This window comes from Pseudomonas sp. B392_1p (assembly GCF_052245235.1).
GTDB classification, from domain to species: domain Bacteria; phylum Pseudomonadota; class Gammaproteobacteria; order Pseudomonadales; family Pseudomonadaceae; genus Serpens; species Serpens gallinarum.
Genome location: NZ_JBQPXM010000006.1, coordinates 72288 through 84457 on the forward strand (window position 1 = coordinate 72288; position 12170 = coordinate 84457).

General features: G+C 57.2%; 18 protein-coding genes. 3 read left to right on the forward strand and 15 right to left on the reverse strand.

Annotated elements, in window-relative coordinates:
* Window positions 1-40: 40 nt before the first annotated feature.
* Genes ACTV8E_RS10450 through ACTV8E_RS10460 form a run of 3 tightly spaced genes read right to left on the reverse strand, consistent with a single transcriptional unit; the run spans window position 41 to window position 3223 of the window.
* Window positions 41-1285: a lipoprotein-releasing ABC transporter permease subunit gene (locus ACTV8E_RS10450; protein ID WP_443199465.1), complete on the reverse strand. Its 1245-nt coding sequence runs from the start codon at window positions 1283-1285 to the stop codon at window positions 41-43.
* Window positions 1286-1293: 8 nt separating this feature from the next.
* Window positions 1294-1977, reverse strand: a complete 684-nt coding sequence (lolD, locus tag ACTV8E_RS10455) for a lipoprotein-releasing ABC transporter ATP-binding protein LolD (RefSeq protein ID WP_251837601.1) — start codon at window positions 1975-1977, stop codon at window positions 1294-1296.
* The gene (locus ACTV8E_RS10460) at window positions 1970-3223 is read right to left on the reverse strand and encodes a lipoprotein-releasing ABC transporter permease subunit (RefSeq protein ID WP_443199466.1); all 1254 of its coding nucleotides are present in this window, start codon (window positions 3221-3223) and stop codon (window positions 1970-1972) included. Before ACTV8E_RS10460 ends, lolD begins: the two co-directional genes overlap by 8 nt.
* A 214-nt stretch (window positions 3224-3437) precedes the next feature.
* Between ACTV8E_RS10460 and ACTV8E_RS10465 the strand changes: the two genes are divergently transcribed.
* From ACTV8E_RS10465 to ACTV8E_RS10475, 3 genes are read left to right on the forward strand one after another with little or no spacing between them, the layout of a single operon-like run.
* Window positions 3438-4016, forward strand: coding sequence for a PilZ domain-containing protein (locus tag ACTV8E_RS10465; RefSeq protein ID WP_251837599.1), 579 nt, complete (start codon window positions 3438-3440; stop codon window positions 4014-4016).
* A gap of 9 nt (window positions 4017-4025) precedes the next feature.
* Window positions 4026-4304: a phosphodiesterase gene (locus ACTV8E_RS10470; protein ID WP_443199467.1), complete on the forward strand. Its 279-nt coding sequence runs from the start codon at window positions 4026-4028 to the stop codon at window positions 4302-4304.
* A 44-nt stretch (window positions 4305-4348) separates the two neighbouring features.
* Complete coding sequence (locus tag ACTV8E_RS10475) at window positions 4349-5071, forward strand: glycerophosphodiester phosphodiesterase (protein WP_251837597.1); 723 nt, start codon at window positions 4349-4351, stop codon at window positions 5069-5071.
* 429 nt (window positions 5072-5500) lie between these two features.
* On the opposite strand, the gene ACTV8E_RS10480 is transcribed toward ACTV8E_RS10475, so the two are convergent.
* The 12 genes from ACTV8E_RS10480 to ACTV8E_RS10535 all read right to left on the reverse strand — a co-directional run bounded on the left by ACTV8E_RS10480 (window position 5501) and on the right by ACTV8E_RS10535 (window position 12122).
* Complete coding sequence (locus ACTV8E_RS10480; protein WP_443199468.1) at window positions 5501-5752, reverse strand: type II toxin-antitoxin system Phd/YefM family antitoxin; 252 nt, start codon at window positions 5750-5752, stop codon at window positions 5501-5503.
* A gap of 72 nt (window positions 5753-5824) precedes the next feature.
* Window positions 5825-6265 carry a DUF1810 domain-containing protein gene (locus ACTV8E_RS10485; protein WP_443199469.1) on the reverse strand — a complete coding sequence of 147 codons (441 nt, stop codon included), beginning with the start codon at window positions 6263-6265 and terminating at the stop codon, window positions 5825-5827.
* 38 nt (window positions 6266-6303) lie between these two features.
* Entirely contained in the window at window positions 6304-6627 is a 324-nt protein-coding gene (locus ACTV8E_RS10490; RefSeq protein ID WP_443199470.1) for a cupin domain-containing protein, read from the reverse strand.
* Between the two features lie 126 nt (window positions 6628-6753).
* Window positions 6754-7158, reverse strand: coding sequence for a DUF2784 domain-containing protein (locus tag ACTV8E_RS10495; RefSeq protein WP_443199471.1), 405 nt, complete (start codon window positions 7156-7158; stop codon window positions 6754-6756).
* A 121-nt stretch (window positions 7159-7279) separates the two neighbouring features.
* Window positions 7280-7705: an N-acetyltransferase gene (locus ACTV8E_RS10500; RefSeq protein ID WP_443199472.1), complete on the reverse strand. Its 426-nt coding sequence runs from the start codon at window positions 7703-7705 to the stop codon at window positions 7280-7282.
* 169 nt (window positions 7706-7874) lie between these two features.
* Window positions 7875-8627, reverse strand: coding sequence for a methyltransferase domain-containing protein (locus tag ACTV8E_RS10505; protein ID WP_443199473.1), 753 nt, complete (start codon window positions 8625-8627; stop codon window positions 7875-7877).
* A gap of 402 nt (window positions 8628-9029) precedes the next feature.
* A complete protein-coding gene (locus ACTV8E_RS10510; protein ID WP_443199474.1) occupies window positions 9030-9236 on the reverse strand; it encodes a hypothetical protein in 207 nt (68 codons plus the stop codon).
* 79 nt (window positions 9237-9315) lie between these two features.
* Window positions 9316-9708, reverse strand: coding sequence for a hypothetical protein (locus ACTV8E_RS10515; RefSeq protein WP_443199475.1), 393 nt, complete (start codon window positions 9706-9708; stop codon window positions 9316-9318).
* A gap of 93 nt (window positions 9709-9801) precedes the next feature.
* Complete coding sequence (locus tag ACTV8E_RS10520; RefSeq protein WP_443199476.1) at window positions 9802-10116, reverse strand: hypothetical protein; 315 nt, start codon at window positions 10114-10116, stop codon at window positions 9802-9804.
* A gap of 88 nt (window positions 10117-10204) precedes the next feature.
* Window positions 10205-10555, reverse strand: a complete 351-nt coding sequence (locus ACTV8E_RS10525; RefSeq protein WP_443199477.1) for a hypothetical protein — start codon at window positions 10553-10555, stop codon at window positions 10205-10207.
* Window positions 10556-10665: 110 nt separating this feature from the next.
* Window positions 10666-11271, reverse strand: coding sequence for a hypothetical protein (locus ACTV8E_RS10530; protein ID WP_443199478.1), 606 nt, complete (start codon window positions 11269-11271; stop codon window positions 10666-10668).
* Between the two features lie 89 nt (window positions 11272-11360).
* Entirely contained in the window at window positions 11361-12122 is a 762-nt protein-coding gene (locus tag ACTV8E_RS10535; RefSeq protein WP_443199479.1) for a hypothetical protein, read from the reverse strand.
* Between the last annotated feature and the right edge of the window lie 48 nt (window positions 12123-12170).

Here is a 12170-nt window from a genome sequence, read left to right on the forward strand (position 1 = left end):
GCTTAACGGCGGGCCGCCCTACGCGGCCCGCGTCTGGCGCTTATTCGTAGCGCAAGGCCTCGGCCGGCTGGGTACGTGCCGCGCGCCAGGCTGGGTACAGGGTAGCCAGGAAACTCAGGATCAGCGCTGCGGTGCAGATCAGCACTACGTCCAGCGCTTGCAGGTCGGAGGGCAGGTAACTGACGTAATAGATGTCCGAACTGAGAATCTGCTGGCCGCTCAGACGCTCCACCCATCCCACCAACTCACTGACATTCAGCGCCGCCAGCACGCCCAACACCGCGCCGATCACCGTGCCGATAATGCCAATCACCGTGCCCTGAACCATGAAGGTGGCCATGATCTGCCCGGGCGTGGCGCCCAAGGTGCGCAAGATAGCGATATCGGTGCGCTTGTCAGCCACCACCATGATCAGCGTGGCGATGATATTGAACGCCGCCACCGCGATGATCAGCAGCAACAACAGGCCAATCATGGTCTTTTCCATCTGCATCGCGCTGAACAGGCTGCCCTGAGTGTGGGTCCAGTCGGTGGCGCGATAGCCTGCGCCCAGCGAGGTCGCCAACGCCGTGGAGATCTGCGGCGCCAGGTACAGGTCGTTCACGGCGATACGCACGCTCTGCACCTGGCCCGGCTGCAACTTGAGAATCGTGCCGGCATCGGCGATGTGGATCAGCGCCAACGAGCCATCCAGCTCGGCGCCGACCTTGAAGATGCCCACCACATTGAGGCGCTGCATGCGCGGCGTGATACCCGAAGCGGAGTTCGTGGCTTCCGGCACGATCAGCGTCAGCTTGTCGCCGACTCGCACACCGAAACGCCGCGCGGACAGCTCACCCAGCACCACCCCGAACTCGCCCGGCTGCAGATCCGTCAGGCGTCCGCGCACCATGTGCGCGCCGATGATCGACACCTGCGGCTCCAGCGCCGGGTCGATGCCATTGATCTGAATCGGCTGCATGGCGCCCTTGTAGGTGAGCATGCCCTCCAGCTCGCTCAGCGGTACTGCCGCGTTGACCTCGGGATGCTGCAACACCTGCTCGGCAACCGTCTGCCAGTCGTTCAGCGGCTGCTCGGCCGACAGCGCGGCATGGGGCACCATGCCGAGAATGCGCCCGCTCATTTCCTTCTGGAAGCCGTTCATGACCGACAGCACCACGATCATTGCCAGCACGCCGAGCGCCAGGCCGATCATCGAGGTCAGCGAAATAAAGGAAATGTAGTGATTACGGCGTTTGGCCCGCGTGTAGCGGGTGCCGATGAACAGCGGTAGAGGTCTGAACATGGTCGCCCTTACTCCGCCACCAGGCGGCCGTCGTCCAGGCGCAGCACCCGATCCATCTGCCGCGCCAGTTGCATGTCGTGGGTGACGATCAGGAACGCGGTACGCAGCGAGCTGCTCAGCTCCAGCATCAATTCCTGAATGCCCTGGGCAGTGTGATGGTCGAGGTTGCCGGTGGGCTCGTCGAGCAACACCAAGGCCGGCTGGTTGATCAGCGCCCGGGCAATGGCCACACGCTGGCGTTCGCCGCCGGACAGCTCGGACGGTTTATGGCTGAGTCTATGCCCGAGGCCGACCCGCTCCAGCAGCGCACTGGCGCGCTGGCGCGCTTCGGGGATCGGCGTAGAACCGATCAACAGCGGCATGCAGACGTTTTCCAGGGCGGTGAACTCGGGCAGCAAATGGTGAAACTGGTACACGAATCCCAGCGCCCGGTTGCGCAACAGCCCACGCGCCTTTTCACCCAGCGCCGAAAGCTCTTCGCCGGCCAGCCAGACACTGCCATGGCTGGGCGTATCCAGGCCGCCAAGCAGGTTGAGCAAGGTGCTCTTGCCCGAACCGGAGCTGCCGACGATGGCGATACGCTCGCCCGGATGCAGCTCCAGTTGCACATCGGCCAACACCTCGACCGATTGCGGACCTTCCTCGTAACGCTTGCCCAGGTTGCGGCAACTCAGGACTGCCTTCTCACTCATAACGCAAAGCCTCCGCAGGCTGGGTGCGCGCCGCACGCCAGGCAGGATAAAGGGTGGCGAGGAAACTCAGGATCAACGCCGAGGCGCAGACCAGCACCACATCGGCGGCCAGCAACTGGGATGGCAGGTAATCGATGAAGTACACCTCGGCACTGAGAAATTTGTGCCCCATCAGGCGCTCCAGAGCGGCAATCCAGCTGCTGATATTCAGCGCAGCGAAAATGCCCAGCAACGCGCCGATCAAGGTGCCGACCACGCCGATCACCGTGCCCTGCACCATGAAAATCGCCATGATCTGACCGGGCGTCGCGCCCAGGGTGCGCAAAATGGCGATATCGGATTTCTTGTCGGTGACCACCATCACCAGAGTGGAAATGATGTTGAACGCCGCCACCGCAACAATCAGCAGCAACAGCAGGCCAATGATCGCCTTTTCCATACGGATCGCTTGGTACAGATTGCCGTGGGTGCGGGTCCAGTCCTGGGCGTAGAAGTCATCGCCCAACTGCATGGCCAATGACCAGGCCAGACGCGGCGCCTGGAATAGATCATCGAGCTTGAGACGCAGCCCCTGTACCTGATCGGTGCGCCAGCGTTTCAGACGTGCCGCATCCTCGATATGGGTCATGGCCACAAAGCCATCGATTTCACCGGCACCCACATGGAAGATGCCAACCACCGTGAAGCGTTTCATGCGCGGGAACATGCCGGCCGGCGTCACCGCCACTTCCGGCGCCACGAAGGTCAACTTGTCGCCCAGGCCCACGCCAAACTTCTTCGCCGCACGGTCGCCAATAACGATGCCGAATTCGCCCGGCTTGAGCGCATCGAGACTGCCCTGTCCCGGCAAAAAGAACTGATCGATGATCGACACCTGCGACTCCAGGCGCGGATCGACGGCATTGATCAACACCTTCTGCACCTGGCCCTGGTGCGTCAGCAACCCCTGCATTTGCGTGTAGGGGGCCACCGCCAGTACCTGCGGCTGGTCGTCCAGTTGGCTCGCCAGTTGCGGCCAGTCATTCAGGGCCTGGCCTGTTTCCAGGCTGGCGTGGGGCACCATGCCCAGCACGCGATGGCGCATCTCATGGTCGAAGCCATTCATTACCGACAGCACCACAATCATCACCAGCACGCCGAGCGCGAGGCCGAGCATGGAGGTCAGGGAGATGAACGAAACAAAGTGGCTGCGGCGTCTGGCCCGCGTGTACCGCGTGCCGATATAGAAGGAAAGAGGTCTGAACATGCCGGGCGGGTTCGCTGAAAAAAGGAACATCCATTGCAGGCCGCCTGATGCAGCCCGCAGGGGCTCCAGTCAAACGGACGAAGCTGGACAATCTACAGGATGTCTGGCTGCAACGCCGAATTGCGGTGCGACCAGCCATTGAAAAACGCGTCTGCCTGGCAAGCCTGAACCGTGCGATTTACACTCGTCTCACGCTTATTGCTATTGGATCGCCATGCCCACTCAAGACGCAGAACGCCGCGAATACTACCGCATCGAAGATCGGGTCGCATTGCAAATCACCCCGCTCTCAGCCGAGCAGAGCGAGACGCAGCAACCGCTGCACGATGACTCCGCCCTGTTCGGCCTGCTGGGCGAGCTGGGCTTGATGGATTACGAGACCCAGCACCTGCTGCGCCAGATCGACGACCAGAACCGCAACCTGGGCGCCTTCCTGCGGCTGCTCAACAAGCGTGTCGACCTCATCGCCCAGGCCATGGCCCAGCAGGTGTGTGGCGAATTCGGCGACGTGCAGACGGTGATGCTCAGCGAAGACGGGATCAGTTTTACCCATGAACAGGCACTGGCCGGCGACACCCAACTGGCATTGCGCATGCTGTTGATGCCCCAAGCCTTGGGTTTATTGCTCAGGGCACGGGTGGTCCACTGCCAATTACAGGAAAATGGCCAATACGAGATCGGTGCGCAGTTCGAAGCGTTGACCGACGCACAGCGCCAATTACTGGCCCGGCATATCCTGCAAAAGCAGGCCCTGGCCCGTCGTCAGGCCCGCGAACTCTCCGAACAGCCATGAGACTTTCGCATGACCCGCCTCTTTTTCCTGCTTGCCCTGCTTTTGCCCCTGCCCAGTCTGGCCGATACTTTGAGCGTACCGGTTGGCCAGCAAGGCACCGCCGCCCAGCCACTGCCCAAGCAGGGCGAAACGCAACACAGCGTCAAGCAACGCTTCGGACAGCCTGAGCAGCAACACCCAGCTGTCGGCCAACCCCCCATCAGCCGCTGGGATTACCCTGGTTTCTCCGTGTATTTCGAAACGGACCGGGTCATCGACAGTGTGCAGCACCACCAACCACGTCCCTAGCAGGCCACTTGATGGTCCTGCAGGTCTGTACTGAAGGATCCAGCATGACGTTGATCTACGGCCATCGCGGCGCCAAGGGCGAAGCCCCGGAAAACACCCTGGCCAGTTTCCAGAAGTGCCTGGAGCACGGCGTAACCCGCTGCGAGCTGGACCTGCACCTGTCCCGGGACGGCGAGTTGATGGTGATCCACGACCCGACCCTGAAACGCACCACCGGACGCCGCGGCAAAGTCGTCGAGCACGACGCCGAGGTGTTGCACGCCTACGACGCGCGCCAAGGCGGACCCGGCTGGCCGCAACCCACGCCGATTCCACGCCTGGCAGACCTGTTCGAGCACTGCCCGTTCGAGCACTGGCAACTGGAGGTGAAAAGCGCCTCGCGGGTTCGCGCCGCGCGCATGGTCATGGCCATCAAGGGTTTGGCCGAGCACTACGGCCTGCAGGACAAGATCACCGTCACCTCAAGCTCTCGCGAAGTACTGCGCGCACTGATGCGCCGCGCCCCGGAACTGTCACGCGGGCTGGTGGCGGAATACGCCTGGCTCGACCCACTTAAGGTTGCCCGCCAGTACGGCTGCAACCTGCTCGCTCTGAACTGGACGCTGTGCACCCCGGAACGCCTGCACAAAGCGCAGCAGCAAGGCCTGCACGTGTCGGTGTGGACAGTCAACGAACCGGCCCTGATGCGCCGCCTCGCCGACTTTGGCGTGGACAGCATCATCACCGACTTCCCCGGCCTGGCCGTGGAAACCCTGGGCAAGCCCTAGCGCTTCCCTGGCAGCCCGCCGCCCCGGCAATCTCAGCCCTATGTGACCCCGACGTAGGGCGGCCTCGCCCGCTGCAGAATGCTATGTGGGAATGCGGAGTTACTCGGGCAGCCCGCCATAGAACCTCCAACAATCCCAGCCCTGCGAAACCCCGACGTAGGGCGGCCTCGCCCGTCGCAGGATGTTATGTGGGAATGCGGAGTTACCCGGGCAACCCGCCATAGAACCTCCAACAATCCCAGCCTCGCCATGGCCCAAACGTTGTTGGCAGGGTGCTCGTCGTTGCTATATATCAAACGCCAAAGCGCACTGCTGGGCTTTGACGCCTCGAACCGGCAAACGCATGTGTCGCGTCTGGCTAACAGCTTTTTAGCATGCGCACCCGGAGCTTCCGACGGAGCTGGAAGAGCCGGCTCCGCCCACACTATCTCAGCCAACTGCTCGTTTCTCCCTGGCCTCACTTTGGCTGTACGTTCTTCCCTCATGTGCAGCACGCTCCCCTCGTGACAGCCCCTCAAGCAGCTCAAGTCGGCGCTGCATAAACTCGTAATGCTGCACATCGACCAGATAGGCGGATGGTTTACCGTGCTCGGTGATGAGTACCGGTTCCTTTGTCACTTTCAGCTCTGCCAGAATCTTCGTGGCTTGACGCTTTAGATTGCTCATAAGCTCGACTTTCATGGCGCCTCCTGAAGCGAACAAAAACTGATACATTCGGAACCTCGTCTGAAGTTGGTCGGTACAACACCACAATCAGACCTCGCCCTGCGCCTCCAGCAGTCTGAGTGTCCGCGTATCGCGTTCCCCACCAAATAAGCTATCAAGCGCATCGCCAAATACGTGATCTGCGGGATCAGCAAGTGAGAACAAAGTAAGGCAGGACCGGAACTTCAATGCATCAAGTTCGCCCAGCACCGCGCTGGCGCCTTTGGACTGATGCGCAAGCATGGCGGCGGTGGCTTCACGAAGTCGCGGCCCCAGGTCCGGATGCGCAAGATAGGCGCGAGCCTCGGCCAACCCGCTTAAACCGTAGTGCTCGGAGTTGAAGCTGCTCCCAAGCCCCTTAAGCTGCGGAAAGACAAACCAGATCCAGTGCGTCTTTTTTCTGCCGGAACGCAGTTCGGCTATTGCAGCGGCATATGAAGTCTCTTGAGCCTCCATGAACCGCGCTAAATTGAACTCATCGCTCTTCATGTGACCTCCAGTGGACAACACCCGAATCAGGCACCCTCTCAGCCTTGCGCTGGCGATGGAAACAGATGCACCGCCAGCCATAGAGCCCCGTCTGTGACTCGTCGAACAACATGGCACGTGCCGGCGGGCAAGAACACATAGTCACCCGAATGCAGCTCAACGGAGCGGCCTGCGATCTCAAGGGTCGCCTCGCCCCGAAGCAACACAACCCACTCATCCTGGTCCTGCACGTACTCCGTCGGAGCCGTGTCCGCCGAGCTGACGATGCGCTCCACAATAAGGTTCCTGTGGGTCAGCAGCGCGTCGAAGCGCTCCCCCTTCAGCGGAGCCATTGCATCGGTGAACAGGTTGCCCATCTGCATGATTGCGGGAACTCCGGCATGGCGCCTAAGGTTTGAATTACGCCGGGCCAAACAAGGCGTCGTTGGATGTATTTAAAAAAGCTCTGCCAGAACGGCTCTATCGACACATTCTAGCGACCTCATGACCTACTCGCGGTCGCGATGACGCCTGCGGGTTGGCGGGAAGTACCACCACGCGGCAATGACGAGCGCTGCGAACAGCGTATATGCCAAGGCGAATACCCAAAACGGCGCCTCGTAAAAAATAATGCGCTGCAGCCAGTGTTCGATGAAGCTTTTCGTGTAGCTGGGTTGGCCGGCCTGTACTCTCAGCCAGGACTCAAGGGTCGTGAGCGGGCAGAGCCGCCCGAGCAAAGCCTGCGCAACCACAACCCCAATGGCCACCAGGTGTGCCAACCGGAACCACCATCCGTTTACCCACCGCCACTCAAGCCAGTTGCCCGTAACGACGACAACCAAACCGCCGATGACGAACAAGACGACGCCGAAATGCAGAACGAGCACCGCGTCGGCAAGAAGCTGGTACGGCATAACGCTTACCTCGCGAGGGGCAGGAGCGCTTCATGGTGAGAACTGTGCCGGCTAATGCAAAGCACAGCGGCGCGAGTTTACGAGGGTCCGGCGACCAACGGCCGCGCACTTCCGCGCCTTGTTACGAGTGATACTCCATGATGAGCTCAGGGTGCCCTGTGTGCTCATCAAATTTCTCTCCAAGTAAAGTGAATCCGTGTTTTTCATAGAACTTAATGCTCGGAGTATTTTCTTTGTAAACAGCGAGCTGTAAGTTCTTTCGCCTACTCTTAGCATCATCAAGCAAGACTGAGCCTAACCCCTTGCCCTGCGAGCCCGGTGCAACAAAGATCGCAGCAAGATTGTTCTCATATAGGCTATAAAACCCAACGACTGCTCCGTCAGCTTCATACACAAGCGTCTCCGATGACGGGATGTATACATCACGCATCTCGCTAATCTTCGATTTCCAAAACGCAGATTCGATGAAGTCATGGGCTTTAATTGATGCTGACAGCCAGATTGCCAAAACTTGATCAATATCGGCTGCCCGATAAGCGCGAATCATTTGGTTACCCCCGAGTACTCGTAACGTGCCGCTAAGCCGCGCCGAGTACGCGTCGGCTTGGGTGGCGCGTTAGAACCGGTGGGCTCGCCGCCACCTTTGCGCGGGCCACCGATCCTGTTCTTATCCTGAGCGGCATCGCCGACACCTCGGCGAACCGCCCGGTGCCGCATTAACCTGCTCTCGGCACCAGCCGGCCGTCAATGAAGTGGCTGACGAAGCTTTGCGGAGAGGCGGCGTCCTCGGCCTGGATCGTTAGCTCCAGTCGCGTGCCTACCAGCCGAGCCGACTGCAGCCGCGCCGGCTGCTCGTCTATCCAGGCTCGGCCGCTAACCTGCTGATATTCCTGCTCCAGCTCCACGCGGCAGATCCGGCCGCCCGGCGTCTTCCACTGCCAGGTGCCGGCGACGGCGGCCGGCACGATCCACAGGAAAAATTTGGCGCCCCGGCCGTCGACGACCTCGTCAGGTTTCCACTCGCCCATGTCGAAGGCGTGGGAGACGATGCGCGTTCCAGGCGCAAGCTCGCGCAGCAGGCGCGGACGCAGCGTGAGATTGATCTCCGGCAGCAGGTACAACGTGACCACGGTGGCCTTGCTGATATCGACGGTGAACAGGTTCTCCTCGAGCAGGGTCAGCTTGTGTCTGACGCCATTCCACCTGGCGTGCTGGCGGGCCTCCTCCAGGCGCTGCGGGTCCAGCTCGACGCCGACGGCTCTGGCGCCGAAGTCGCGCGCGGCGATGACGATGATCTGCCCGTCGCCGCAGCCGAGATCGTAAAGCAAGTCGTCCTCGCCGACGCCGGCGAGCTCCAGCATCTTCGTGGCTTGTCTTTCCCCTGACGGCGCGAACGGCGCGTCCAGCCTCAGCGCGCCGGCTGCATCGTGATCGGAGTCATAAATACTGTCGTAAAAATCAGTAAGCAACAGGATCTCCCATTAGGCGAGTGATAAACCGAAGACCGTCGGACGTGAGCGACGCCCTAGCTCTTCGGTGCGAATAGATTGGTAGCCCAGGCAGTGCGCAACGAGCCTGGGTCATGAACTTGTCTAGGGTCCTGAGCGGTTCAACGACCTCACCGAGGCCATGACTCCAAGCCTGGGGGACAGAGCAAACTCCGTTAATAGACGCGGGCTCTACTGCAGGCCCCGCCTTCATCAGACGCGCCACTTCCCTATCGACTACAAAGATCGCCCCTTCTCTAGGTTCTTGCGGCCTAACGTTGAATTAGGCGGCTGAACCGCCCCAATGATCTCAGTGGCGAAGCCGCGACTGCGCTCCCTACTTTGCTGTGAGCTCGTGCCTAAGTCCATGATCTCCAAAGCAAGTTACTCGAGACGCGAGGTCACTTCGTCGAGTGTGGCGCCGTTCCTGACCATCGAGACGAGATACTGCGCGTAGCCGTCGTACTCATCGGCTGGCGCCATGCTACCTGACTCAACGCCGATCGGACCCCACCGACGCAGCACCGCCTCAACGGCGCGGATGTCCGCCATCGCCTCGTCCTTGAGAGGCTTGTTATCGGGCGCTGACATTAATCTGCCGCCTAACGTTTGGTTAAGGGGCGGGCTTTAGCCCGTCCCAGTGAGCGCAGCGAACGATTTGAACCGGTTGTTAGGCCTTCGGCTCTGACCAGAGAACATACATATCTCCGTCGACAAATCCAATACCGACACCTTTTGAGCTTCGGAGGACAACAGAATTATTGCCTGTCATGATATATGCAGAGACTAGTCGTTTTAAATAATCAAGCCATTCTGACCACTCGTTGCCAGCGTTCTCGAACGGAACTTCGAAAACTGCCTCTCCTGTCGAAAATGTTTCATTCCCAGGCCAATAATCAGTCATGCCTACAAATGAGTCAGTACCCATAAGCTGAACATGAACCGATTCAGAGCCTTCGTAGAGGTTGAAATGGAATGCGGCGGTATTTTTCGGCAGAGCCTTACTCAGCACCTCATCAAGCCAAAGGAAGAAATCATTCTGAACTGATGACGATGTTTTCATTGTGTGCTGGCCTAACGTTTGGTTAAGGGGCGGGCTTTAGTCCGTCCCAGTGAGCGCAGCGAACGGTTTGAACCACTAGTTAGGGTGGGCACATTATTTTGGGGGAATGTTGACATCTGTGGTGCCAAATGGGAGCGGAGAATATCCAGCAAAACCCGGATAGCCCGGATAACCGGGGTATCCAGGATATCCGGGGTAGCCTGGATACCCTCGGTACGGATGATTGCTTACTTTGTAAAGCCGGTCACCATCATGGATGGTTCCAAGGTATTCGCCTTTTTCTGTAACAACATCATAATCATCCCATGGAAGCCAGCCTATCCACTTAGCTTCTTTGTTGTATACAAACTGTTCAATACGAAAGGCGATCCACTCGCCTCTGGAGTTAAAAAGGAATTGGGTGGACACTGGGTAAACTCCTTTAGACCCTAACGTTAAATTAAGGGGCCGGCTTTAGCCGGTCCCAACGAGCGCAGCGAGTGGCTTGAATGCATTGTTATGCATTAACGTGAGGCGTGCTTTTATGGAAAGCTGAACGCTCTACCTTGTTGATAGTTAGCCACTCTTCAATTACTGAATAGTAAAGCTTGCCATCAGCTGTTAATTCTTTGTGCATTACTTCATCTCTGAATTTAGAGGCTAGTTTAGTGCATTCGATTTCTGGGACTTCTGATAGCCATAGTATATTGGCGGCAAGTTCGTTTGGGCCGCTACCTGCATAACCAAATTTGAATTCTGGTGCTAGATGTATATTTCCATCAGGACGGTTCGTTATTAAGTGCTGCACATCAGTTCGCACTATGTCGTGCTGGTCATTCGTTACGATAATAAAATATTCTCTGGGCATGGGCAGCATCTCAGTAGTGCATAACGTCTGGTTAAGGGGCGGGCTTTAGCCCGTCCCAGCGAGCGAAGCGAGTGACTTGAACCGTTTGTTAGTGGTAAATTACATGGCATCTAATTAAAGTTGGACTCTTCTATCCTAGATAGCGCTATTTGTTCATTACTGAACCCGATGCTCTTCAGTACTGCCATAACTGCTGAATTTGAGTTGATATCACTACGCACTTGAAAGCGACCCTGTTGATTGCAAATTCCATTGATGAGGTGCACTAGATGGCAAGAAAGTTTAACTGTGTTTTTTATTGACTGGACGCAGTATTCATACTTCTTCGCCGCTTCTACTGCATTCCGGGCTTCGCTCATGATAGAGTCAATGTTGTTTGGAATACGTTTGATCACCTGCCTCTGCTGCGGGGTTAACTTAATGGCAGACTCTTTGTAACTATCGAAAAGAAGTGTGGTGTCTATATTTTGTGGTATTGGAATTGGCAGTTCTGCGGAGAGTTCTCCATTCGACCGGGCCCGAATTTCATGGAGAAAACTGAAAAACGCTTCTATGTGTCTGGTTATCTCTTCCTGCACATCGCTTAGCTCAATATATATCTCTTCTAGACGTCGTGATGCCCGGAAGTCTGCTCTGCGCTTTTCGGCAAGGGGAATCAGAGCGAGTGAAAAAATACTTCCCAGTATGAAAATAACAATATTCACTGCTGTATCCATATTCGCATCCATGAGTCAGCCGTTACCACTAACGCCGCGCTCTGGGGCTTACCGGAGCGAAGCGCAGGTAAGTCCCTAGCAGCGCCCTGTTAAGCATATCTTTTTTCAGAATGTGCTCTATCTGCTTGATCGAGGCAATATTTATTAGCTCTACACAGTATATCTTGCTGGCGCTGCGCCTCAACATCCTCTGGGCCTACAGCTGCTCCAAGCTTTTTGGCCTTATCAAGTAATGACTCATATCTTTCTAACAATGCCTCATGAATCTTTTGAATTTCTCGCCCCGGGTCAGTTGCCTTACTATAGTTCTCCACCCCCTTGAGCTTGTTTTGTGTGCAGTAGGCTTGCCTACCGCGAAGTAAAAGCGCGACATGAGTAACTGCTTCTTGGTATATCGCACGGGGATCACTCTCATCCGCCTTTTTAATGGTAGGTAATGGCACTTTTTCGTCATGTGACCTAGGAATCGGAATGTCATTAGGCATCAGCATTTCGCGAGGAACCGAAAGATTCAAAGATCTTTGCCTTATACTTTCATCGGTAAATGACGCACCAGCAAGCTTATGAGCAAACTCGTTTCTAATCCCCCGGATACCATGCAGCATTTTCCGTTCGTTTTCAGAGATTATTCCGAATCTGTACGACAAGTTAATTCTGGAACTAAAAGTACTTAAAGGACCATTTCCCGAGAAAAGTTCTTTGTCATCCTTGTTCGTGCCTTCAACCAAGTACTCAAGAAGTATCTCTCTAAGAATTTCATCAAGATAGGATGCACTAACTATAGCAGCAGCCCTATCAGAGTCGCCTTTGAACTCTTCTTCTAAAATTTTCTGATCTTCAATCATCTTCATCTTTAGTGCTTAACGTTTGGTTAAGGGGCCGGATTTAGCCGGTCCCGA